Origin of the sequence: Psychroserpens sp. XS_ASV72, from assembly GCF_041224425.1 — a bacterium.
In the GTDB taxonomy this organism is placed as follows: Bacteria; Bacteroidota; Bacteroidia; order Flavobacteriales; family Flavobacteriaceae; genus Psychroserpens.
In genome coordinates, this window is the sequence record NZ_JBGFGL010000085.1 from 54,569 (window position 1) to 77,956 (window position 23,388).

Annotated in this window: 20 protein-coding genes; 12 read left to right on the forward strand and 8 right to left on the reverse strand. The window is 35.2% G+C overall.

The genetic code is table 11. From position 1 onward, the window contains the following. Positions 1 to 136: 136 nt before the first annotated feature. Genes glmS through AB9K26_RS13805 form a run of 3 tightly spaced genes read right to left on the reverse strand, consistent with a single transcriptional unit; the run spans position 137 to position 4,444 of the window. Positions 137 to 1,984: a glutamine--fructose-6-phosphate transaminase (isomerizing) gene (gene glmS / locus AB9K26_RS13795; protein WP_369973150.1), complete on the reverse strand. Its 1,848-nt coding sequence runs from the start codon at positions 1,982 to 1,984 to the stop codon at positions 137 to 139. A gap of 6 nt (positions 1,985 to 1,990) precedes the next feature. Further along, positions 1,991 to 3,625, reverse strand: coding sequence for a DUF4270 domain-containing protein (locus tag AB9K26_RS13800; RefSeq protein WP_369973151.1), 1,635 nt, complete (start codon positions 3,623 to 3,625; stop codon positions 1,991 to 1,993). Between the two features lie 9 nt (positions 3,626 to 3,634). Beyond that, on the reverse strand, positions 3,635 to 4,444 hold the full coding sequence (locus AB9K26_RS13805) for a glycogen/starch synthase (protein WP_369973152.1): 810 nt from the start codon (positions 4,442 to 4,444) through the stop codon (positions 3,635 to 3,637). 109 nt (positions 4,445 to 4,553) lie between these two features. Between AB9K26_RS13805 and panC the strand changes: the two genes are divergently transcribed. The 10 genes from panC to AB9K26_RS13855 all read left to right on the forward strand — a co-directional run bounded on the left by panC (position 4,554) and on the right by AB9K26_RS13855 (position 15,889). Continuing rightward, positions 4,554 to 5,405: a pantoate--beta-alanine ligase gene (panC, locus tag AB9K26_RS13810; RefSeq protein WP_369973153.1), complete on the forward strand. Its 852-nt coding sequence runs from the start codon at positions 4,554 to 4,556 to the stop codon at positions 5,403 to 5,405. Between the two features lie 13 nt (positions 5,406 to 5,418). Next, positions 5,419 to 5,769, forward strand: a complete 351-nt coding sequence (panD, locus tag AB9K26_RS13815) for an aspartate 1-decarboxylase (RefSeq protein ID WP_369973154.1) — start codon at positions 5,419 to 5,421, stop codon at positions 5,767 to 5,769. A 4-nt stretch (positions 5,770 to 5,773) separates the two neighbouring features. Then, complete coding sequence (locus AB9K26_RS13820) at positions 5,774 to 6,727, forward strand: YbhN family protein (protein WP_369973155.1); 954 nt, start codon at positions 5,774 to 5,776, stop codon at positions 6,725 to 6,727. 32 nt (positions 6,728 to 6,759) lie between these two features. Further along, positions 6,760 to 7,899, forward strand: a complete 1,140-nt coding sequence (locus tag AB9K26_RS13825; RefSeq protein ID WP_369973156.1) for an alpha/beta hydrolase — start codon at positions 6,760 to 6,762, stop codon at positions 7,897 to 7,899. Between the two features lie 84 nt (positions 7,900 to 7,983). Continuing rightward, positions 7,984 to 9,165 carry an alpha/beta hydrolase gene (locus AB9K26_RS13830; protein WP_369973157.1) on the forward strand — a complete coding sequence of 394 codons (1,182 nt, stop codon included), beginning with the start codon at positions 7,984 to 7,986 and terminating at the stop codon, positions 9,163 to 9,165. Beyond that, the gene (locus tag AB9K26_RS13835; protein ID WP_369973158.1) at positions 9,152 to 9,304 is read left to right on the forward strand and encodes a hypothetical protein; all 153 of its coding nucleotides are present in this window, start codon (positions 9,152 to 9,154) and stop codon (positions 9,302 to 9,304) included. Before AB9K26_RS13830 ends, AB9K26_RS13835 begins: the two co-directional genes overlap by 14 nt. Positions 9,305 to 9,337: 33 nt before the next feature. Next, positions 9,338 to 10,696, forward strand: a complete 1,359-nt coding sequence (gene radA / locus AB9K26_RS13840; RefSeq protein ID WP_369973159.1) for a DNA repair protein RadA — start codon at positions 9,338 to 9,340, stop codon at positions 10,694 to 10,696. Positions 10,697 to 11,331: 635 nt separating this feature from the next. Beyond that, on the forward strand, positions 11,332 to 14,730 hold the full coding sequence (gene ileS, locus AB9K26_RS13845; protein ID WP_369973160.1) for an isoleucine--tRNA ligase: 3,399 nt from the start codon (positions 11,332 to 11,334) through the stop codon (positions 14,728 to 14,730). A gap of 3 nt (positions 14,731 to 14,733) precedes the next feature. Continuing rightward, entirely contained in the window at positions 14,734 to 15,117 is a 384-nt protein-coding gene (locus AB9K26_RS13850) for a TraR/DksA family transcriptional regulator (protein ID WP_369973161.1), read from the forward strand. An 88-nt stretch (positions 15,118 to 15,205) separates the two neighbouring features. Continuing rightward, a complete protein-coding gene (locus tag AB9K26_RS13855; protein ID WP_369973162.1) occupies positions 15,206 to 15,889 on the forward strand; it encodes a lipoprotein signal peptidase in 684 nt (227 codons plus the stop codon). On the opposite strand, the gene AB9K26_RS13860 is transcribed toward AB9K26_RS13855, so the two are convergent. The 4 genes from AB9K26_RS13860 to AB9K26_RS13875 are packed head-to-tail and all read right to left on the reverse strand — an operon-like array spanning position 15,846 to position 18,667. Then, positions 15,846 to 16,409: a 5-formyltetrahydrofolate cyclo-ligase gene (locus tag AB9K26_RS13860; RefSeq protein ID WP_369973163.1), complete on the reverse strand. Its 564-nt coding sequence runs from the start codon at positions 16,407 to 16,409 to the stop codon at positions 15,846 to 15,848. The genes AB9K26_RS13855 and AB9K26_RS13860 overlap by 44 nt on opposite strands. Then, a complete protein-coding gene (locus tag AB9K26_RS13865) occupies positions 16,396 to 17,373 on the reverse strand; it encodes a succinylglutamate desuccinylase/aspartoacylase family protein (protein ID WP_369973164.1) in 978 nt (325 codons plus the stop codon). Before AB9K26_RS13865 ends, AB9K26_RS13860 begins: the two co-directional genes overlap by 14 nt. Further along, a complete protein-coding gene (gene rimK / locus AB9K26_RS13870; protein ID WP_369973165.1) occupies positions 17,374 to 18,249 on the reverse strand; it encodes a 30S ribosomal protein S6--L-glutamate ligase in 876 nt (291 codons plus the stop codon). Continuing rightward, entirely contained in the window at positions 18,227 to 18,667 is a 441-nt protein-coding gene (locus tag AB9K26_RS13875; RefSeq protein ID WP_369973166.1) for an ATP-dependent zinc protease, read from the reverse strand. The genes rimK and AB9K26_RS13875 overlap by 23 nt, the downstream gene beginning before the upstream one ends. A 124-nt stretch (positions 18,668 to 18,791) precedes the next feature. On the opposite strand from AB9K26_RS13875, the gene uvrC reads away from it, so the two are divergent. Both uvrC and AB9K26_RS13885 read left to right on the forward strand, forming a co-directional pair. Continuing rightward, the gene (uvrC, locus tag AB9K26_RS13880) at positions 18,792 to 20,588 is read left to right on the forward strand and encodes an excinuclease ABC subunit UvrC (RefSeq protein ID WP_369973167.1); all 1,797 of its coding nucleotides are present in this window, start codon (positions 18,792 to 18,794) and stop codon (positions 20,586 to 20,588) included. Further along, positions 20,585 to 22,819: a patatin-like phospholipase family protein gene (locus AB9K26_RS13885; protein ID WP_369973168.1), complete on the forward strand. Its 2,235-nt coding sequence runs from the start codon at positions 20,585 to 20,587 to the stop codon at positions 22,817 to 22,819. Before uvrC ends, AB9K26_RS13885 begins: the two co-directional genes overlap by 4 nt. On the opposite strand, the gene AB9K26_RS13890 is transcribed toward AB9K26_RS13885, so the two are convergent. Next, on the reverse strand, positions 22,762 to 23,385 hold the full coding sequence (locus tag AB9K26_RS13890; protein ID WP_369973169.1) for a hypothetical protein: 624 nt from the start codon (positions 23,383 to 23,385) through the stop codon (positions 22,762 to 22,764). The genes AB9K26_RS13885 and AB9K26_RS13890 overlap by 58 nt on opposite strands. Positions 23,386 to 23,388 lie beyond the last annotated feature (3 nt).

A 23,388-nucleotide genomic window follows, 5' to 3' on the forward strand; every position in this document is an offset into this window, starting at 1 on the left:
AGCAATATAAATAAATATACGAAAACCTAATGCATAATTTTCAAAAAAGTATGCATGCATAGTAGTTTTTGATAAAAATCAATATGCTTTTTTGAGTAATCCCTAAAATGGTTTGATTTTAACCTCTTGAAAAAGACTATTCTACGGTAACGGCCTTTGCAAGATTCCTAGGCTGATCAACATTTTTACCAAGCATTAAAGCGATATGGTATGATAATAGTTGAAGAGGAATTGTAGTTAATAATGGTGATAATGACTCAAGAGTTTCAGGGACTTCAATCACATGGTCTGCCAATTCCTTAACTTGCTTGTCACCTTCAGTGACTATTCCAATGATTTTACCCTTTCTAGATTTGATTTCCTGAATGTTGCTTACTACTTTTTCGTAATGACCTTTCTTGGTTGCAATAACTACGATAGGCATATTTTCATCTATCAAGGCGATAGGTCCATGTTTCATTTCAGCTGCTGGATAACCTTCTGCATGAATATATGAGATCTCCTTTAGTTTTAAAGCACCTTCAAGAGCCACAGGGAAATTGTAGCCTCTTCCAAGGTAAAGAAAGTTTCGAGCATCTTTATAAATAGCTGCTACAGATTTTACGTAATCATCAGATTCAAGCGACTTCTTAACCTTTTCAGGAATCAACTCCAATTCAATCATATGATGTCTGAATTCTGAACTTGTAATAGTTCCTTTAGCTCTCGCTAAACGCAGCGCTATTAAGGTTAAAACAGTAATTTGAGTTGTAAAGGCCTTTGTGGACGCCACTCCAATTTCTGGACCTGCATGTGTATAAGCACCTGCATCCGTTTCTCTGGCAATGGAAGAGCCAACCACATTGCAAACACCAAAGACAAATGCGCCTTTGGATTTTGCTAACTTTATAGCAGCTAATGTATCTGCAGTCTCTCCAGATTGTGAAATGGCAATAACCACATCCTTATCTGTTATGACAGGGTTACGGTATCTAAATTCAGAAGCATATTCTACTTCAACTGGAATTCTGGCTAAATCTTCAAAAATATATTCAGAAACCAATCCTGCGTGCCATGATGTACCACAAGCCACAACAATTATTCTGTTGGCGTTCAAGAAAGTTTTCATATTATCTTCAACACCAGCCATTTTTATAATGCCTTCATTTGGAAGCATTCGACCTCTAAAGGTATCTAATATAGCGCTTGGTTGTTCGTAGATTTCCTTCAGCATAAAATGGTCATAACCACCTTTTTCAATTTGTTCTAGGTTGAGTTTCAATTCTTGAACATAAGGATCAACCAAAGAGTCATCTTTAATCTTTCTAACTTTCACCTCTTTATCTCGTCTTACAACAGCCATTTCCTCATCCTCAAGATAGATGGCGTTTTTAGTATATTCAATGAACGGTGAAGCATCACTGGCAATAAAAAATTCATCGTCACCAATACCAATAGCAAGCGGACTTCCTAATCTGGCAACAACAATTTCATTAGGTTTATTTTTATCAAAAACAGCAATGGCGTAAGCGCCAACAACTTGATTCAATGCAATTTGTACAGCTTTACCAAGCTTTATGTTTTCGTTTTTTTTAACATCTTCGATAAGATTGACTAAAACTTCTGTGTCAGTATCTGACTTAAAGTTATAGCCTCTCTTAATAAGTTCCTTTTTAAGAGATTCGTAATTTTCGATAATACCATTATGAATGATTACTAAATCTCCTGAGTTAGAATAATGTGGATGCGAATTGATATCGTTAGGAACACCATGTGTAGCCCAACGTGTATGGCCAATCCCTAAATTTCCTGTCGTAGAAATCTCTTTTTCAAGACGGTTCTGAAGATCGTCAACTTTTCCCTTGGTTTTAGATAATTTTATATCTGTTCCATCAAACAAGGCAATACCTGCGCTGTCATAACCTCTATATTCTAGACGTTTTAAGCCTTTTAGTATGATTGGGTAAGCTTCTCGGTGGCCAATATATCCAACAATTCCGCACATAGGATCTTAATTATTTGGTTCGGTATAAAAGATTTCCAAATATAATTTTTTTTGTTCGTCTGCAACATTATTTCCATAAAGAACTGTTCCTCTTTGTGTGACAATAGAACTTGCAGGAATTTTTTCATCGGAATCATTAGTACTCAAAATATCAAAAGCGGCAAGGTTGCTTTCCAGATTGACGTTACCCGAAACAACAAGTCCGAGATCGACATTAGTTGAATCCCTTATCAAGATATTATTGATATGTTCAGTAAGACGAATTTTGTATTTAACACCATTTCCATCGGCTGAATTACCTTCTTTTTGTAATTTCCCTAAGTGACTTGTTCTTGAGTTTACAGGGTTTAAAGTGTTTGCAGAGTCATAAAAATAATCGATTAAAGGAATGTTGTTTTTCATATCGAAGATAAGAATACGCTCAGGCTCTTCAACATTGGCAACACTTGATTGATCAACATAAAAAACAAGGTTAGCTTCATTAATGATTTTTTTACTTTTCACGAAATTACCATCTGCATCAACTTCAACAAACTCATTTTTGAATTCTTCAAAACTATTAAAAGTCAAGTCGTCATCGTCAATGTTCTCGCCATCAAATAATTTCACAACAGCCATTGAGCCTTCACCTCCTTTTAAGTAGAGCTTTTCATCACCTTGAACCTCATCACCATTTGTAAATGTAAAGTCGTTAGACAAAAAGTTGACACGATTTCCATTAAAGTTTAAAACATAAGTTGAAGCAATTGGATCGTCATTCTCAACTGATGAATCTCTTTTGTAATACAAGGTTATATTTGCACTTGTGGTATTTAGATTCAGAATTGCCATATTGCCGTCCATAGTGTTTGATTCAACCTTAAAGTACAACCCTCTGAAATAATCACTAAGGTTGTTTTGGTTGCTTAACTCTGGTTCTCCAGATTTATTGATAAATTTTTCTACCCAATACGCAAGCTCAGCAGGTTCTTTGTAAGAAAAACGTAATGAAGGCGCTAAACGATTCGTGACGTCTCCATCTTCATCCCAAAGTTCAATCTGACTTGGATCTGGTACAAAATCATCAAAGCTTTTTAATAGTGTTCCTTCTAAAAGCGCTTCATCAATCGGGCTGGAACCAGTACTTTTATTTGAGTAGTATATTTGAGGATCATTGATTTCAGAATTTGGATCAAAATTCCTTAAAAAATAATTGCTTTCGTAAATTTTTAAATCATAAGGAGAGTTCCCAAATACAGAATCTAATTCATAAATGGTTTCACCATCTGAAGTAAGCTCAATTGGTGTGCTGAAATATGGAATGGTTACTACCACAGAATCCAGAACAGGGTTTTCACCAAAATCGAAATTGACAAAAGACGTGGTTACTTGGGTCACAAAACTTGCAGTGGTCCTTCCGTAGATAGGGTCGTCGTAAACACCTAAAAGATTTACTGGAAGATTATTGGTTTGTACAGGAGGCAACGCCTTTGAAAATGCGATGACTTCAAAATCTCTTGAGTCTGTTCCGAAATTTGAAGCATTATCATCATTGATAATAGCAGATTCAATGGTCGCGAAATCTTTGTCGCAAGCTATGAATAAACTTGTTAAAACAAGGATTACTACAAAGTTCCTTAGGGCAATTTTATTGTGTTTCATGAATATTTTTTAATTAAGTACTTTAGTATTGTAGAATTCTGTATATGGCTCAGCGAATTCTTCAACAGGGAAGTAGTCTAAAACAGGTTTTCCACACGCATCTAAATGAGTTTCGATTTCTTTTGGTAAATCTGAAGACCCTTTAATCAAAGCATCTGAATGGTCAATAGCAATTTTCATTAAATTATTGTAATTAGGTGTTTCCAATAATTTCACCTGACTTCCATCGATGTTGTCAAACTCCACTTTTTTAGCCATGTCCTTATTTAACGTTCCATCAAAGCTTTGATTGTATATTGAGGTAACAATTTTGCTTTCGGTAAAAAGTGGCTCATCTTTGTAATAATCTTTCAGATATAATGGCAACAATGATGCCAACCAGCCATTAACATGGATGATGTCTGGAGCCCAATTTAGTTTTTTAACCGTTTCAATAACACCTTTGGCAAAGAATATGGCACGTTCGTCGTTGTCTGGAAAAAGATTTCCTTCTTCATCTGTAAGCGTTGCCTTTCTTTTGAAGTATTCTTCATTATCAATAAAATAGACTTGAATTCTTTCTTTCGGAATGGATGCTACCTTAATGATTAAAGGCATATCTAAATCATTGATAACTAAATTTATTCCAGATAATCGAATCACTTCATGCAATTGGTGTCTTCTTTCGTTTATGTTTCCGTAGCGAGGCATAAATATTCGTATTTGACCGCCTTGCTTATTTACCATTTTTGGAGCTTCAAAAGACATTGAAGAAATCTCGGTTTCTGGTAAATAGGGTACAACTTCAGACGACACATACAATATTCGTTTATCTTTCATAAATCAATTCATTTTACATTTAAAAACAAAAAACATGCAAAATTACAAAAATTTATGCAGATTGCCAGTAAAATATTAAGTTTGCACGCTGTTAAACTTTTGTTACCAAGTGAAAATATTCCATAACAAAACGGAGCTCAAAAAAAGTATTCAGGCTCTCAAGAAAAATCAAAAATCAATTGGATTTGTACCAACAATGGGAGCTTTGCATCAAGGTCACGCATCATTGATTGAACAAGGCCTTGCAAATGATGCTATAGTTGTGGTTAGTATTTTCGTTAATCCGACTCAATTCGATAATCAAGAAGACCTGGTAAAATATCCTCGAACTTTAGATAGCGATGTTGCGCTTTTGAAGACGATTTCCAAAGATAGGATTCTTGTTTATGCACCTACAGTTGAAGATGTCTATGGGAAAGATGTAGTTTCAATGACATTTAAATTTGACGGATTGGAACATGAAATGGAAGGTCGTTTTAGGGAAGGTCATTTTGATGGAGTTGGAACGATTCTAAAGCGATTGTTTGAAATCATTTCACCAGATCGTGCTTATTTTGGCGAAAAGGATTACCAGCAATTAATGATTGTTAAGAAGCTCGTCGAAAAACAAAACATACCAGTTGAGATCATTGGTTGTAAAATCCATCGTGCCAAAGATGGTTTGGCTATGAGTTCTCGAAATGTGAGATTGAAACCAGAATATAGAACAGCAGCACCTTTTATATACAAAACCTTAAAAGCTGCCAAGGAAAAGTTTGGCACAAAAAGTGCTAATAAAGTGACGGAATGGGTTGAAAGCCAATTTGCTGATCAAGAATTGCTAGAATTAGAATATTTTATCATCGCAGATGCTCAAACCCTAAAAACCGTAAAACGAAAACACAACAAAAAAATATATAGAGCTTTCATAGCTGTATATGCAGATGATATTAGACTTATAGACAATATCGCACTGAATTAATTATCTTTGCCCTATGCAAATTCAAGTAGTAAAATCTAAAATTCACAGAGTAAAAGTTACAGGAGCAGACTTAAATTATATTGGAAGTATCACTATTGATGAAGATTTGATGGAGGCGGCCAATATCATTCAAGGGGAAAAAGTCCAGATTGTTAACAATGATAACGGTGAACGTTTGGAAACCTATTGTATTCCTGGTCCTAGAAACAGTGGAGAAATTACCTTAAATGGCGCTGCAGCTCGTAAAGTTGCTGTTGGCGACACACTCATTTTGATTACATACGCTTTTATGGATATCGAAGAGGCTAAAACGTTCAAGCCCTCTTTAGTATTTCCCGATGAAGCTACAAACCTATTAAAATAACCTATTGGATAAAAAAACAGCCAAATTCCTAAAAATAAGCCTTCCTTTATTATTAGGAGTGGTTTTGGTTTGGTATAGTCTGTCAAAAATATCCATAGACGAATTAGTAGGTTACTTCAAGAATGCCAACTATTTTTACATTGGCTTTGGTCTTCTTTTCGGATTATTGAGCCATCTTTCCAGAGCTTACAGATGGAAATTCATGATTGAACCTATGGGCTATAAACTGCGCTTTCCAAATAGTATTATGGCTGTTTTTGCAGCTTATTTAGTTAATTATACCATTCCTAGAGCAGGTGAGATTTCCCGAGCGACAATAATAACCAATTACGAAGGTGTTCCCTTCGAAAAAGGATTTGGAACTATAGTTGCCGAACGCATTGCAGATATGCTAGTAATGTTAGGGATTATAGGTGTCACCTTATTTTTGGAGTTTGATTATATCTACCAATTTTTTGCGGAACGGTTTGAACCTAAAAGTATTGTTTTTGGAATTTTAGCACTAGTATTGTTCTCAATCTTATTTCTTGTTTTTATCAAGCGTAGCAATTCAAAACTTGCTATAAAGATCAAATCTTTTGTAAGTGGTCTGATTGAAGGAGTGATGAGTATTTTCAAAATGAAATACAAGTGGGCTTTTATTTTTCACACTCTGTTTATTTGGGCCATGTATGTCCTTATGTTTTATGTAACCACATTTTCAATACCTGAAACAGCAAACTTACCCTTAGCGGCTATTTTAATTGGATTTATTTCTGCTAGTTTTAGTATTGCAGCAACCAATGGAGGTATCGGGTCATATCCTGTGGCAGTGTATGCGGCTTTTTCGATTTTTGGCATTGCCAAAGAACCTAGTATTGCATTTGGATGGATCATGTGGTCTTCTCAAACCCTTATGATCATTGTGCTTGGAGGCTTATCCCTTATTTATCTTCCTATTTACAATCGAAAGAAATAATTTTTTACCTTGCATTTTTTAACCTAACAACTATGAAAATACGCATCACTTCGGTTATTGTATGTCTATTGTTTCAATATATTGCTTGGTCTCAAGTGATTTATGAAACTTTTGAGTCTTCTAAATTGGAAGCCACAAGAGAAATAAAAATTCAGTTGCCCAGAAATTACGATCCAGAAGACGATGTATTGTATCCTTTGGTAATTGTCTTTGATGGTGATTACCTCTTTGAACCTGTTGTTGGAAACACAGATTACCAATCGTATTGGGAAGATATACCAAATTGTTTGGTTGTAGGAATCAATCAAAATGACACGAGAGAGGATGATTTCGCTTATGCTGAAGATACTAATTTCCCTATTGCTGATGGTGCTAATTTCTTTGAGTTTGTTGGCATGGAATTGATTCCATACATCCAAGATAATTATATGGTATCAGACTTTAGAATTGGTGTAGGTCATGACAGAAGTGCCAATTTTTTGAATTACTATATTTTCAAGGATGTTCCTTTGTTTAGAGCTTACGTACTTTTAAGTCCAGAATTTGCTCCAGGAATCATAAATTATATTTCTGAACGAGTGCCAACTATAAACACGAATACATTTTATTATTTGGCCACAGCAAAAGACGATGTAACCCAATTGAAAACAGAGATCTTATCTCTTGATAACGCGCTCAAAACTGTAGAGAATCAATTCTTCCATTACAAGATGGATAATTTTGAGGATGCTAATCACTATTCATTGGTCGGATTAGGAATACCTAAAGCTTTAAACCAAATCTTTTCGTTTTATAAACCGATAACCAAAAAAGAATATCAGGAACAGGTTTTAGTATATGAAGAAGGTCCTTTCGCTTATTTAATGCGGAAGTATGAAGACATCGAATTATTCTATGGTTTCAAAAAGAAAGTGGTTGAGAATGATTTAAGAGCGATAGCTGCTGCTTCAAAGAAGAAAAACGATCTCGAGTCCTTAAAGGAACTTTCCAAACTGGCTCGTAAGGAATATCCAGACTCAATGATTGGTGCGTACTACCAAGGAATGTATTACGAAGAAGAAGGAAATATTAGGAAAGCCTTAAATAGTTATAAGTCAGGGCTTTTGCTTGAAGAGTCAGATTTTATCAATAAGGATATGTTGCTCGATAAAATTTATGAGCTTCAAGAGTAAGCTTAAAATTTTATGCATTTCATCGAATAAATAAGTGTTTTGTCGTGAGTATTGTTATATTTACTTCACCAAATCCCTTTAACGATGAAAAAACACCTACTTTTTTTATGCGTAGCATTGTATTGCTCTACGCTTACCTCACAAATAATCAATAAGGAACTACCTTCAAGATATCTCAATACCACAAGGGATATCAAAATTAAATTGCCAAAAAATTACGATGCAGAATCTACTGTGAAGTATCCTGTAATTTTGGTTTTTGATGGTGATTATTTGTTTGAACCAGTTTCTGGGCAAGTCCATTTTCAAACCTATTTTAAGGAAATGCCAGAATCTATTATCGTGGGAATAGTTCAAGGAAAGGAACGTTTTTATGATGGGTATTTTGACGAACTAACAGGAATGCCTTTTGAATCCGGGAAACGTTTTTACGATTTTGTACAAAATGAGTTGCTTCCATATATTGATAGCAAGTACAATACCAGTCCTTTTCGTGTTGCTGTAGGTCATAATACTATGGCTAACTTCATGAATTCCTATTTGTTTTCAGACGAACCAATCTTTAAGGCATACATCAATATTAGTCCTGACTTTAAAGGAACGATGGCTAATAATTTAACCACGCGTCTTAGCCACCTTCAAAATGATGTGTTTTACTATTTAGCAACCAGCGATAAAGATGTACCTCAATTAAGAGACCAAATCAGACAAATAAACAGTACTTTCAAAACATTGGATACCCAAAAGTTTACCTTTTATTATGATGAATTGAAAGGAGATTCTCATTACACTTTGGTAACTGGAGCTCTGTCCAAAGCATTAGACAAGATTTTTGAGATTTTCAAGCCTTTGGATGACAAAGAGATCAATGAAAAAGTTATTCCTTTTGAAGGTACGCTAGATGAATATATCGTGGATCGATATGAACGTATTGAGGAATACTTCGGCATAAGCAAGCCTATTACTGAGGAAGAGTTTGCTAAAATTGTGGCCATAGCTGAAGATAGGGAAGACCTGGAGTCACTCAAGAATATTGGGAAATTAGCCAATAAACAAGATCCAAATTCATCATTGGGAACCTATTATTTAGCGTTACATGCTGAGAAATCAGGAAAAAATAAAAAGGCGACTAAGTTTTATGAATCTGCCTTAACATTAAAGGAAACAACCACTATTGATAAAGCCTATATTCAATCTAAGCTTGAAAACCTACAAGCCTTGGCTGTTGATGATAATGAAAAAGACGATGAAGATGAAGAAAACTAAATTCAGCATTTATTCTACCGATTATTTTTTTGAGTGGTTATTCATTAAAATAAAGACCATTTTAAATGGTAAGCCTGCATTGAAATTAAGTGCCATAAAACTATTGGCATTTATACATTGGTTTAAAGACATCAGCTAAAAATGTATTAATTTAGCAGACTAAAATGTCTTCATGGCTAAATTAAAAACAACCTTTTTTTGTCAAAATTGTGGTGCCCAATTTTCTAAATGGCAAGGTCAGTGTACGTCTTGTAAAGAATGGAATACCATAACCGAAGAGCTCATTCAAAAGCCTGAAAAAAGTGACTGGAAATCACCCTCAAGTAAAACCAGTTCTACTTCTAAACCTCTTCGAATCAATGATATTGATACCTCAAAAGAAGCGCGATTTGATACTTTAGATCAAGAGTTCAATCGTGTGCTTGGAGGTGGTTTGGTTCAAGGATCGTTAACGCTTTTAGGTGGCGAACCAGGAATTGGTAAAAGTACATTGTTGCTTCAAATTTCTTTAAAATTACCATTCAAGACCTTATATGTTTCTGGAGAGGAAAGTCAGAAACAAATTAAAATGCGTGCCGAACGTATTAATCCCAATAGTAACAATTGCTATGTGCTGACGGAAACCAAGACCCAAAATATTTTTAAGCAAATTGAAGATCTTCAACCAGACATCGTGGTGATTGATTCCATTCAAACCTTGCATAGTGATTATATTGAATCTTCAGCAGGAAGTATTTCCCAAATCAAAGAATGTACAACTGAACTTATAAAGTTTGCTAAGGAAACAGCAACTCCAGTTATTTTAATCGGTCACATCACTAAGGATGGACATATTGCTGGACCAAAAATTTTGGAGCATATGGTCGATACAGTATTGCAGTTTGAAGGTGATCGCAACCATGTGTTTAGAATTCTAAGAGCCAACAAAAATCGATTTGGTTCTACCAACGAATTAGGGATTTATGAAATGCAAGGATCTGGTTTAAGAGAGGTTGATAACCCTTCTGAAGTATTGATTTCGCAAAAGGAAGAGGAGTTGTCGGGTCATGCTGTGGCTGCAACTTTGGAAGGCATGCGACCTTTGTTGATAGAAGTTCAAGCCTTAGTGAGTACCGCAGTTTATGGAACACCACAACGAAGCGCAACAGGTTTCAATGCCAAACGAATGAATATGTTATTGGCTGTACTTGAAAAACGAGCTGGTTTTCGATTGGGTGCCAAAGATGTATTTTTGAATATTACTGGAGGTATTTCTGTTGACGATCCTGCGATTGATTTGGCTGTTGTTGCCGCGATTCTATCTTCTAATGAAGATGAGTCCATACCAAGTGACTATTGCTTCGCTGCAGAAGTTGGCCTATCAGGTGAAATACGTCCAGTGCAACGTGTTGAACAACGCATCCTTGAAGCTGAAAAATTAGGTTTTTCAACTATTTTTGTGTCTAAGTTCAACAAGATTGCATTAAAGAACACAGCTATTAAAATTCAAATGATTTCTAAAATCGAAGATTTGGTTAGTTACATAGTCTAAATTGATAGGCTCTGTTTGTGAAGTATTCAGGTTAATTATCATATGTTATTTTCTAGGCGTTTAGAACCTATTATATTTGTAATAGACTACTAACCGATAATCCCTAGATTATTACAAACCCTATAGAAAGCAAGTGCGATTAAGTACTTGCTTTTTGTTATTTACGCATCGTCAATAATAACTCAGCAATATGGAGTTGTGACTTTTTCTTGATTTAAGTGTCTATTTATTAAACAATTGACTCATGTCACCTATAAATACACCAAAGAAAATAGCAGCTTTATTAATTTTATTCATCATCTTTTTTCTAGTTGCTTTTAGTGTTTATGTTTTAGTTGACGAATTAATATTCAGTTCTTGAAAAACACAAAGCGTATAATATGCCTTGTAGCATTGGTTGCCATTAGTGCTATCATGTTCACATAACTTAAAAAGATTGATTTTCAAATCAAACCTTTTGAATCGTCAGCTAGACGGCATCTTTTTTAAGTAACACATTAATAATCTTCTTAAAATTCCTTAATTTCGCGACGCAATTAGAATAATGTAGATTTGGACGTTAAAACTTTGGTTTTTTGAGACTTGTGGTTCTTAATGAGGTTTTAACTGTCGGACAAAAAAATAAAGATTATCAGATGAAATTTCCTGAATATAAAGGACTTGATTTACCTAAAGTTGCAGAAGACATCCTGAGCTATTGGGAAGATAATGACATCTTTGAAAAAAGTATCACATCGCGAGAAGGAAATACACCTTTCGTTTTTTTTGAAGGACCACCATCAGCAAACGGTTTGCCTGGTGTGCACCATGTGTTGGCACGTGCCATAAAAGATATTTTTCCACGTTACAAAACCATGAAAGGGTTTCAGGTGAAACGTAAAGCAGGTTGGGACACACATGGACTCCCAATTGAGCTTGGTGTTGAAAAGGAACTAGGTATTACGAAGGAAGATATTGGAAAAAGTATTTCAGTTGAAGAATACAATGCTGCTTGTCGTAAAGCCGTGATGCGTTATACCGATGTTTGGAATGATCTTACTCAAAAAATGGGTTATTGGGTCAACATGGATGATCCATACATTACCTACGATCCAAAATACATGGAAAGTGTTTGGTGGTTGTTGAAACAAATCTATGATAAAGATTTATTGTATAAAGGTTATACCATTCAACCATATTCGCCTAAAGCAGGAACAGGATTGAGTTCTCATGAATTGAACCAACCAGGTACCTACCAAGATGTCACAGATACAACGGTTGTTGCCCAATTTAAGGCAAAACCTGAATCCTTACCACAGTTTTTACAAGACGAAGGCGATATTCACTTTTTGGCTTGGACAACGACGCCTTGGACCTTGCCAAGTAATACAGCATTAACTGTTGGACCAAAGATTGATTATGTATTGGTGGAAACTTATAACCAATATACGTTTGAGCCAATAAATGTGATTTTAGCAAAGCCCTTGGTGAATTACCAGTTTTCTGGAAAGTTTGAACGTGTTGAAGAAAAATCAGAATTATTAGCATATACATCTGGAGACAAAAAGATTCCATATTATGTTGTAAAGGAATTCAAGGGTTCTGATTTAGTCGGAATAACCTATGAGCAATTATTACCTTATGCTTTGCCTCACGATAATCCTGAACATGCTTTTAGAGTGATTTCAGGTGATTTTGTTACAACTGAAGATGGTACTGGAATTGTTCATACAGCACCAACCTTTGGAGCAGATGATGCATTGGTTGCCAAACAAGCACAACCAGAAGTGCCACCTATGTTGGTGAAAGATGACAATGGTAACTTGGTGCCTTTAGTCGATTTGCAAGGGCGTTTTAGACCTGAACTTGGTGAGTTTGCAGGAAAATATGTCAAGAACGAATATTATAATGAAGATGAGGCTCCAGAACGTTCGGTAGATGTTGAGCTTGCCATCAAACTTAAAGAGGAAAATAAGGCTTTTAAAGTCGAAAAATACAAACACAGTTATCCTAATTGTTGGCGAACCGATAAGCCAATTTTATACTATCCGTTAGACTCATGGTTTATTAAGGTAACAGAGGTGAAGGAACGTATGGTGGCTCTCAATAACACCATTAACTGGAAACCAGAATCTACTGGTACGGGACGTTTTGGAAATTGGTTGGCGAATGCGAACGATTGGAACTTGTCTCGCTCTAGATATTGGGGAATTCCGTTGCCGATTTGGCGAACGGAAGATGGTAAGGAGCAGCTCTGTATTGGTTCGGTTGAGGAACTGAAAATGGAAATGCAAAAAGCGGTACAAGCTGGTTTTATGGCTGCCGATATTTTTGAAAACTTTGAAGTTGGAAATTATTCCGAAGACAATTACGCAAAAATAGATCTACACAAAAATATTGTGGATGACATTATTTTGGTTTCTGAAAGCGGACAACCAATGAAGCGCGAAAGTGATTTGATTGATGTATGGTTCGATTCAGGTTCAATGCCTTATGCGCAATGGCATTATCCGTTTGAAAATAAAGATTTTATTGACGAACATAAATCGTTTCCAGCCGATTTTATTGCAGAAGGAGTTGATCAAACACGTGGTTGGTTTTATACACTTCATGCCATAGCAACTATGGTTTTTGATTCGGTTGCCTACAAGAATGTAGTGTCAAATGGGTTGGTTTTGGATAAGAACGGACAAAAAATGTCAAAGCGTTTAGGAAATGCTGTTGACCCATTCGAAACCTTATCTAATTATGGTGCTGATGCCACGCGTTGGTACATGATCATGAATGCTAATCCGTGGGACAATTTAAAATTTGATTCAGAAGGGATTGAAGAGGTGAAACGTAAGTTCTTTGGCACCTTATACAATACGTATTCCTTTTTTACATTATATGCTAATTTGGATAAATTCTCTTATGAAGAAGCAGATATCCCTCTAGCTGAACGACCAGAAATTGATCGTTGGATTTTGTCTGAACTTCACACTTTGATCCAAAAAGTGGATGCTTTCTATGATGATTACGAACCAACAAAAGCGGCAAGAGCGATATCAGACTTTACCCAAGATTATTTAAGTAACTGGTTTGTACGTTTGAGCAGGAGACGTTTCTGGAAAGGCGATTACCAAACAGATAAGATTTCAGCTTACCAAACGTTGTACACCTGTATGATTACCATTGCTAAATTAGGCGCACCAATAGCACCTTTTTATATGGATCAATTGTACATGGACTTAAATGCGGTGACGAATAAAGAGGTCTTTGAAAGTGTGCATCTGTCTGAATTTCCAAAATATGATGCTTCCTTTGTAGATAAAGCTTTGGAACGTAAGATGGAAAGTGCTCAAACCATATCTTCTTTGGTGTTATCCTTGAGAGCTAAAGAAAAAATTAAGGTAAGGCAACCACTTCAAAAGATTATGGTCCCGATTGATTCAAAGCAGCAAAAAGAAGAAATCTTAGCTGTAGCCGATTTGATTAGGTCTGAGGTAAATGTTAAGACAGTCGAGGTGTTGGAAGATGCTTCTGATATTTTGGTCAAACAAATAAAACCCAATTTTAAGGTTTTAGGACCACGTTTTGGTAAGGACATGAAAGCCGTTGCTCAGGCCGTTAATAACTTTTCCGCAGAAGACATTAAAAATATCGAGCAAAATGGTAGTTTAGACGTTGAAATTAATGGAAAAAACATTACTTTAGAACAATCTGACGTTGAGATTACTTCAAAAGATATAGAAGGCTGGTTAGTGGCAAGCTCTGGAAGTTTAACCGTCGCTTTAGATGTTACTATAACTGAGGATTTACAGAAAGAAGGTATTGCTCGAGAATTGGTGAACCGTATACAAAATCTACGTAAGGATTCCGGTTTTGAGCTAACAGATCGCATAGCAGTACAATTTCAGAAAGACAAACATATTATTAACGCTATAGAAACAAATTTAGAGTACATTAAACGTGAGACTCTTACAGAGGAATTAGAAATTTTAGACAACTTAAATAGTGGTATAGATATTGCTTTTGATGACGTAAATACCAAACTATTTATCCAAAAAATTTAAATTATGTCAACAGATAGTAAAGTAAGATATTCAGACAAGGAATTAGCAGAGTTTAAAGCTTTGTTATTAGAGAAGATTGAAAAAGCTGAGCACGATTTGGAATTGATCAAAAGTGCTTACATGAACGATCATAATAATGGTACCGATGATACATCGCCAACGTTCAAGGCTTTTGAGGAAGGCAGTGAAACCATGAGCAAGGAAGCAAATTCACAATTGGCTATTCGACAAGAAAAGTTTATTCGCGATCTTAAAAATGCCATCATTAGAATAGAGAACAAAACCTACGGTATTTGCCGTGTCACAGGTAAACTTATTAATAAAGAACGATTGAAGTTGGTGCCACATGCAACGTTAAGTATTGAGGCTAAAAACATGCAGTCTTAAACGATAATTGAAATCAAGGAGTAAACGTCTTATGTGGAATAAGGCGTTTTCTTTTTTACTTCCTAATCAAAGCCTTATTTTTACATCTATGTCATTAAAAAAAGCGTCGCTTTTAATAGTATTGATCCTACTTGTTGATCAAGTTTCAAAACTGTACATCAAAACGCATTTTGTTTTAACCGAACGTGTTGAGGTGTTCACATGGTTTCAAATTCTTTTTGTTGAAAATGAGGGCATGGCTTGGGGAACAAAAATCAGCGACTTTGTAACTTTTATTTCAGATCGTACAGCAAAGGTGTGTTTAACGGTTTTTAGGATTCTAGCCGTTATCGGAATAGGATATTGGCTTAACCTTTCTATAAAATCCAAAAGTTCAAAAACCTTGGTTTTTGCCTTGGCTTTAATTTTAGCAGGTGCTTTAGGAAATATTATTGACTCCGTATTTTATGGAGTTCTTTTCGATTCAAGTTCAGGACAGGTGGCTTCATTTTTACCTGATGAAGGAGGCTATGATGCTCTTTTTCATGGTCATGTTGTTGATATGTTGCATTTCCCAATGTGGAGTGGTGTATTGCCAGATTGGATTCCGTTTTATGGCGGACAATATTTTACTTTTTTTGAACCTGTTTTTAATGTTGCAGATGTGGCTATCAGTACAGGAATAGGCATATTGTTCTTCTTTAATAAACGTGCTTTCCGAAAAGCAGAAAACGAACAAAAAGAAACTATTAAAACCGATATATCTTCTCTGGAGTCACACAGTAATCCATAGAAATATCTTCTTCAAAGACATCAATGATTTTATCGGTTCCCTTAAAAAATGACAAACCAATTTTAATGGTATTTGGTCTACAGCCTGCTAAAAATTTATCATAAAATCCTTTACCATAGCCAACACGATGTCCTGAGTCATCAAAGGCTAACAATGGAATGAAAACGACATCAATCCGGTTGGTGTCAATTGTAATTCCTGATACTGGTTCGGGAATGTGCCATTTGTTAGGTTTTATTTTGGTGCTATCGGTTAGAAGGTAATGGGTCATTTCCAATGTTGAAAAATCGCTTTTCGATAGCACGATATGTTTATCCTTACCAGATAAAATATTCAGTATATAATCTGTATTGACCTCATTTAGTTCTTTAATGGATAAAAACACATGATAAAATTCGAAGTCCCAAATAGGCAATCGCAGTAACTGATTGGCAATTTGCAAACTAAAATCCTCAATTTGCGATTGGGTTAAATTCTTACGAAGTAGTTTATAGGCCTTTCTTAATTCAGACTTCGTCATATTTTAATCGTGTTGAAATATGAAAAATAGCATCACCTTGATATATGATTGGAGATTCGTTTATATTGAATATATAACCATTGTTAGGTGCTTTAACAGCATGATTGAAACTCCCATAAGGATCCGTAATATGACCTAAAACGTCTCCTTTCTTTACCACGCTGTTTATTGACACAGTAGATTTAAACATTCCAGAGTATCGGGCTCTAATCCACTTACTATTCAGAACATAAACACAATTTTTCTTAGGCTTAGAAACTTTAAACTTACTTCTTAGCATACCTAAGTGGTGAAGCACGCGTTTTGCACCATTGACACCAGTATTGGTTATTGTTGAGTTTATATGGAAGGACTTTCCGCCTTCGAAAAGAAGTGCAGGAATACCTAGATTATAGCAAGTTTTTCTAAAGGATTTATTGATGTTTTTTGAATATAGTACAAAAGGAGCACCAAAAATTTTAGCGAGTTCATCAAGGTTTTTTTCGCCTTTCATGATTCTGATTTGAGCTGCATTGAATCGGTCAGCACCACCAGTATGGAAATCCATAACCAAATTAGCATGTGGTAAAATTTCAGTGACTAATTTAAAAGCAACTCGACTAGCTAAAGAACCACCCTGAATACCAGGAAATACACGGTTGAGGTCTCGACCGTCAGGAAATTCACGATCCATGTGTATAAATCCGAAAACATTAATTACTGGAACACAAATGATGGTCCCTTTTTTGGGTTTGTTTATTCCTTTGGAAATAATTTGTCTTACAATCTCAACGCCATTAACTTCATCACCATGAATTCCAGCGGTAATCAAAACCGTAGGTCCAGGTTTTTTAGAGCGCTCAATAATGACAGGAACATCAATTCTGTTTTGCGTATGTAGTTTTGCTACATTAAAACTGACATTCGCACTTTCGCCAAGAGCTACTTTTTTTCCTAAGATTTCTAAAACGTCCTTTTCACTCATTTACTTTCTATTGCGTTCAATAAATGTAATAATGGCCCTAGCGATATTTTTTCCTGTAGATCCTTCAATACCTTCAAGTCCAGGAGTGGAGTTTACTTCCAAGAGTAAAGGCCCTCTACTTGATTGGAGCATATCAACACCACAAACAGGAAGTTTTAAAACTTTTGAAGCTTTCATGGCAAGACCTAATTCAGCGGCATTTAATTTTATGATTTCGGCTTTTCCACCACGATGGAGATTAGAGCGAAATTCACCTTCTTTACTTTGACGTTTCATGGCGCCTACTACTTGCCCATCAACAACCAACGCTCTGATATCGGCACCTTTGGCTTCCTTTATGAACTCTTGAACGATAACCCTTGCTTGTAAACCATTGAAAGCTTCAAGTACGGATTCAGCAGCATTTTTTGTTTCAGCCAAGACCACACCAAGACCTTGGGTGCCTTCCAAAAGTTTGATAATAACAGGTGTTCCTCCAACGTGTTCAATAACCTCTACAACATCTCGGGAATAGTTTGTGAATACCGTTTTTGGCATTCCTATTCCTGCTTTCGTTAAGCGTTGCAAGCTTCTAAGCTTATCTCTAGATCTTTGAATGGCATCAGATGTGACAATGGTAAAAACGCCCATCATCTCAAATTGTCTCACAACAGCGCAACCAAAAAAAGTAATTGAAGCACCTATTCTAGGGATAATTGCATCAACATAGTCTAGATAGCGATCTTTATAGTAGATCGTTGGTTTTTCCTTTTCAATAATGATATCACATTTTAGAGGATCAATAACTTCCATGTGATGACCTCTGTCTTCACCTTCTTGGATCAAACGTTGGGTAGAATATAAACTGGCGTTTCTAGATAGAATAACTATGTTCATGCATTGTGTTTTTAAATGATACGTTTTCCAGATTGACATCTACCAAAAACTTCTTACTGAGAAATTGCCTTCCAATCAGTACGGGAAATTTCATATCATCTCTAGTGCTTAAAGTTAAGTTAATCTTATATGTTTTACCAAAGAATATGACTTCAGATTTGATTTTGTAACGGTTTTCCCTAAAACCATTGCTGCTTTTTACATCTGTTAAAGAAAACTCCTCGAACACTATAGGTTCACTTTTAAAGTTGGAATGGCCAAAACTTTCAAAGGTGCAAATGAGCTTATTGTCCACTTCTTCAATATTCGAGCAATGTATGGCTGAGGTATAAGCTCCTGTATCAATCTTTACAGGAACTTGTTTGAGATTTAGTTTAGGGAAGTCAATAATATCAACTCTTCCCAAGATTTTTTTCATCGTTGTAATGGTTTAAAAAAAGTGGCGCAAAGTAGTTAAATGAATGCGATTGAAAATTAAAATAATATTAAATTTTACAGACTTGAAATTATGGGTTTCATTCGTAAACACTAACTTTGATATTATGGAAAAACCCGCTCTCGATATCCAATTAAAAACAGTGCCTCAAGAACCTGGAGTGTATCAATATTATGATGCTGACGGTAAGCTTATTTACGTTGGGAAGGCCAAAAACCTCAAAAAGAGAGTGAGTTCCTATTTTACCAAAACTCACGATAATGGTCGAACACGTGTTATGGTAAAGAAAATTGCCTCGATAAAGCATATCGTTGTTGAAACAGAGAAGGATGCTTTATTATTAGAGAATAATCTGATTAAAAAATACAAGCCGCGTTATAATGTGATGCTTAAAGATGACAAATCCTATCCATGGATTTGTATTAAAAAAGAGCGATTTCCAAGAGTGTTTCCAACACGTCGTGTTATCAAGGATGGTTCCGAATATTTTGGTCCATATACAAGTATGAAAACAGTTCATACATTATTAGACCTTATAAAAGGATTGTATAGCTTAAGAACTTGTAATTATAACCTATCAAAAGAAAAAGTTGAATCAGGTAAATATAAGGTGTGTTTAGAATATCATTTGGGAAATTGTAAAGGTCCTTGTGAAGGCTTACAAAGCGAAGACGAATACAATAGGCATATTACAGTTATTAGAGAAATCATTAAAGGAAATTTTAAGGATTCTTTGTCTCAGTTTAAAACGCAAATGAAAGATTTGGCAAGTGAAATGCAGTTTGAGGAAGCACAGCGTATTAAGGAAAAGATTGAGGTTTTAGAGAATTACCAAGCAAAGTCAACCATAGTAAATCCTAAAATCAGTAATGTGGATGTCTTCTCTATCATGAGCGATGAATCTTATGGATATGTCAATTTTTTACAGTTATCCTACGGAAGCATCATTAGGTCGCATACTTTGGAAATAAAGAAAAAATTGGACGAATCTGACAAAGCCTTATTGGAATTGGCAATAACTGAAATTAGACAGCGCTTTAATTCCAATTCAAAAGAAATTTACGTGCCTTTTAAAGTCGACTTGGGACAAGATGTAAAAGTTACTGTCCCTAAAGTTGGGGACAAAAAAAAGATTGTAGATTTATCCTTGAGAAATGCTAAGTACTATCGTATGGAGCGCTTTAAACAGGTAAAGATTGTCGATCCAGATCGCCACGCTAATCGAATTATGGCTCAAATGAAAGCCGATTTAAGATTGTCTGAAGAACCGCGACATATTGAATGTTTTGACAATTCCAATATTCAAGGCACTAACCCTGTAGCTGCATGTGTGGTATTTAAAGATGGGAAACCCAGTAAAAAGGATTATAGGCATTTTAATATCAAAACTGTCGAAGGACCAGATGATTTTGCTTCTATGGAAGAAGTGGTATATCGAAGGTATAAGCGTCTTTTGGATGAACAACAGCCTTTACCACAATTAATTATTATTGACGGCGGAAAGGGACAGTTGTCTTCGGCGTTAAAAAGTCTGGAGGCCTTAAATTTGAGAGATAAAATTGCAATCATCGGGATTGCGAAACGTTTGGAAGAATTATTTTATCCAGATGATCCAATTCCTTTATATTTAGACAAGAAAAGTGAAACCTTGAAAGTCATTCAGCATCTTAGAAACGAAGCCCATCGCTTTGGAATTGAACACCATCGCAACAGAAGAAGTAAGAGTGCACTAACTACAGAATTGGAAACCATTCCTGGAATTGGCGAGCAAACTATTGTTTCGCTTATGAAGGCTTTTAAATCTGTTAAACGTATTTCAAATGCTTCAGAGCAAGACTTGGCTAATGTGGTTGGATCTTCAAAAGCAAAAAAAATAAAAGCCTACTATAACAATAATCAATGAAAAAGCTCCTAATTGTCTTATTGCTCTTTGTGTTTCCTTTGTTGGTTAAAGGACAAGATTCAACTTCGATTAAAAAACCTAAGGTTGGACTCGTGCTCAGTGGAGGTGGAGCAAAAGGTTTTGCGCATATTGGTGCACTCAAGGTTATTGATAGTCTTGGTATTAAAATAGATTATGTTGCTGGTACTAGTATGGGTGCTATTGTAGGGTCATTATATGCTTCAGGTTACTCAGGAAAACAATTAGACTCTATTTTTAAAAGTCTAGATTTTGATGCGGTTATTAATGATAACTTACCACGAGATGCAAAAACATTTTACGAGCGCGATAATGAGGAAAAGTACGCACTAAGTCTACCATTTGATAAATTCAAGATTAAGTTGCCCTCTGCACTATCAAGAGGACAGAATGTATTCAATTTACTTACCAAACTCACACTACATGTTAGTGAGATTAATGATTTTGACCAATTGCCAATTCCGTTTTTTTGTGTGGCAACAAATGTTGAAACGGGAGAAGCGGTTATTTTAGATTCTGGAAATTTAGCTGAGTCTGTCACAGCTAGTGGCGCATTTCCATCATTATTTCAGCCAGTTATGATTGATGGACAATTATTAATCGATGGAGGTGTTGTTAACAACTATCCTGTTGATGAACTTAGGGCCAAGGGCATGGATGTCATTGTAGGTGTTGATGTTCAGGATGGACTAAGAGATAGGACAGAACTCACTTCTGCGCCTGATGTCTTATTGCAGATCAATAATTTCAGAACTATAAATGACATGAAAATAAAATCCAAAAAAACGGATATTTATATTCATCCAGATATAAAGGACTTTACAGTTGTTTCTTTCAGTGAAGGGGAAAAAATAATTGAAAACGGAAAAGTGGCGACCTTAGAAAAGGTACCAGCATTATCTCAATTGCCTAAACATGAACGTGAGTATGTTTATGAAAATCTTGGTTTTTCAAAAGACAGTATTCAAATCAACTTAATTTCAGTTGAAGGAAAAAAAAGATATACGCGTTCCTATATTCTTGGGAAACTAAAGTTTAAAGACAATTCAAAAGTTAGCTATAAGGATTTTAATAAAGGGGTGAATAACCTAATGGCAACAAATAATTTCCAAACCTTTAAGTATCGGTTTAAAAAGTCTAAAAATAAAGACGGTTATGATCTTTATGCAGATATTAAAGAAAATGAAATCACAACTTTTATTAAGCTCGGACTTCATTACGACGATCTTTATAAAAGTGCAGCTCTAGTGAATCTCACCAAAAAAAGGTTGCTATTTGATAATGATGTTGCATCATTGGATGTTATTTTAGGAGATAATGTGAGATTTAATTTTGAATACTTTATCGATAAAGGATTTTATTGGAGTATTGGAATGCGTTCGAGGTATAACCAGTTTGAAAGAAGTATCAGACCCGATCTTCTAATTGAGGACTTTCAATTAATTGGTTCTGGATTGAATAAAATTGATGTTGAACTTCAAGATCAAACCAATCAATTTTATCTTCAAACCTTGTTTAGAAAAGATTTTGCCTTAAGTATTGGAGCTGAACACAAGCGATTAAAAATACAATCTGAAACAATAACTATTAATTCTCAAACCGATCAATTTGTTTTTGAAAGTACAGATTATGGTAGTGTTTTTGGAACCTTAATGCTTGACACTTATGACAATAAGTATTTTCCAAAAAGAGGGTTGTTATTTGATGGTGACTTTCATTGGTATTTAATGGCTTCAGATTTCAATCAAGACTTTGAACCATTCTCTATCGCTAAGGCTAAAATGGGATATGCATTCAGTGTTTCCGATAAATTATCCTTTAATTTAACTACCGAAGGCGGTTTTAAGATTGGTGAGAATAATACCAATACTTTAGACTTTGCACTTGGAGGCTATGGGAATGATTTTATAAATAATTTTATTCCTTTCTATGGATACGATTTCATTTCACTCATAGGGAATAGTTATGTTAAAACCTATATAGGAGCTGATTATGAAGTCTTCAAAAAGCATCATATCACCTTGGAAGGTAATTGGGCCAATGTTGACAATGGAATTTTTGAATCAGGTGAATGGTTTACTCTTCCTGATTACAGAGGCTATGCACTAGGATATGGAGTTGAAACTTTTTTGGGTCCAATACAAGCTAAAGTGTCTTACTCGCCTGAGGCAGGTAAAAGCATTTGGTTTTTTAACATCGGATTTTGGTTTTGATCTTTGATGTAATGATTGTCCACACTAAGTATGATATAATCTTTGTTTTGTGAACGAACCTCTTCAATTAATTTTAGAATGTCATTGTTGAACCTACCACGTTTATAAGTAAAAAGAAAAACAGCAGTGTCTTCTTCAAAATCTAAATTAACGCCTTGTTTACTGAAAGTTATATAAGCGTAGTTTACAATTCTACAATCCTTAGGGCTTTCGGTATGCATGTCATTAGATTTCAAGGCATTCAAGACCGAACCATAGCAACTGGTGTCAATTCCTGAATTTAAACCGTCTGCTACAAGTTTGCCTTTATTGATAGTTCCATAGTAATAACCAAAAGATTTACCTGAAAATTCCTCCATTAAATTAAATAAATTATCATTCTCCACTAAATAAAATTTATCGGTGTCTAATTTGGTTTTTCTTTCGACAAAGCTTTTGTAGTCCTCAAGACTGTCAAAATATTTGTCTTTATCAACACCATAAATAAACTTTAAAGTGGGTTGGCAGCCTACAAAAATTAAAGAGAGTAATATACTAAGGCTTACAAGTAGCAAACGGTTTGTCATAAC

Excerpts from the sequence above, each read along its gene's own strand:
- AB9K26_RS13835 (WP_369973158.1), top strand. The coding sequence starts at position 9,152 with ATGAAGAAAACTAAATTCAGCATTTATTCTACCGATTATTTTTTTGAG.
- glmS (WP_369973150.1), bottom strand. The coding sequence starts at position 1,984 with ATGTGCGGAATTGTTGGATATATTGGCCACCGAGAAGCTTACCCAATC.
- AB9K26_RS13830 (WP_369973157.1), top strand. The coding sequence starts at position 7,984 with ATGAAAAAACACCTACTTTTTTTATGCGTAGCATTGTATTGCTCTACG.
- AB9K26_RS13875 (WP_369973166.1), bottom strand. The coding sequence starts at position 18,667 with ATGAAAAAAATCTTGGGAAGAGTTGATATTATTGACTTCCCTAAACTA.
- ileS (WP_369973160.1), top strand. The coding sequence starts at position 11,332 with ATGAAATTTCCTGAATATAAAGGACTTGATTTACCTAAAGTTGCAGAA.
- rimK (WP_369973165.1), bottom strand. The coding sequence starts at position 18,249 with ATGAACATAGTTATTCTATCTAGAAACGCCAGTTTATATTCTACCCAA.
- AB9K26_RS13800 (WP_369973151.1), bottom strand. The coding sequence starts at position 3,625 with ATGAAACACAATAAAATTGCCCTAAGGAACTTTGTAGTAATCCTTGTT.
- AB9K26_RS13865 (WP_369973164.1), bottom strand. The coding sequence starts at position 17,373 with ATGAGTGAAAAGGACGTTTTAGAAATCTTAGGAAAAAAAGTAGCTCTT.
- panD (WP_369973154.1), top strand. The coding sequence starts at position 5,419 with ATGCAAATTCAAGTAGTAAAATCTAAAATTCACAGAGTAAAAGTTACA.
- radA (WP_369973159.1), top strand. The coding sequence starts at position 9,338 with ATGGCTAAATTAAAAACAACCTTTTTTTGTCAAAATTGTGGTGCCCAA.
- AB9K26_RS13855 (WP_369973162.1), top strand. The coding sequence starts at position 15,206 with ATGTCATTAAAAAAAGCGTCGCTTTTAATAGTATTGATCCTACTTGTT.
- AB9K26_RS13805 (WP_369973152.1), bottom strand. The coding sequence starts at position 4,444 with ATGAAAGATAAACGAATATTGTATGTGTCGTCTGAAGTTGTACCCTAT.
- uvrC (WP_369973167.1), top strand. The coding sequence starts at position 18,792 with ATGGAAAAACCCGCTCTCGATATCCAATTAAAAACAGTGCCTCAAGAA.
- AB9K26_RS13850 (WP_369973161.1), top strand. The coding sequence starts at position 14,734 with ATGTCAACAGATAGTAAAGTAAGATATTCAGACAAGGAATTAGCAGAG.
- AB9K26_RS13860 (WP_369973163.1), bottom strand. The coding sequence starts at position 16,409 with ATGACGAAGTCTGAATTAAGAAAGGCCTATAAACTACTTCGTAAGAAT.
- AB9K26_RS13885 (WP_369973168.1), top strand. The coding sequence starts at position 20,585 with ATGAAAAAGCTCCTAATTGTCTTATTGCTCTTTGTGTTTCCTTTGTTG.
- AB9K26_RS13890 (WP_369973169.1), bottom strand. The coding sequence starts at position 23,385 with ATGACAAACCGTTTGCTACTTGTAAGCCTTAGTATATTACTCTCTTTA.
- AB9K26_RS13825 (WP_369973156.1), top strand. The coding sequence starts at position 6,760 with ATGAAAATACGCATCACTTCGGTTATTGTATGTCTATTGTTTCAATAT.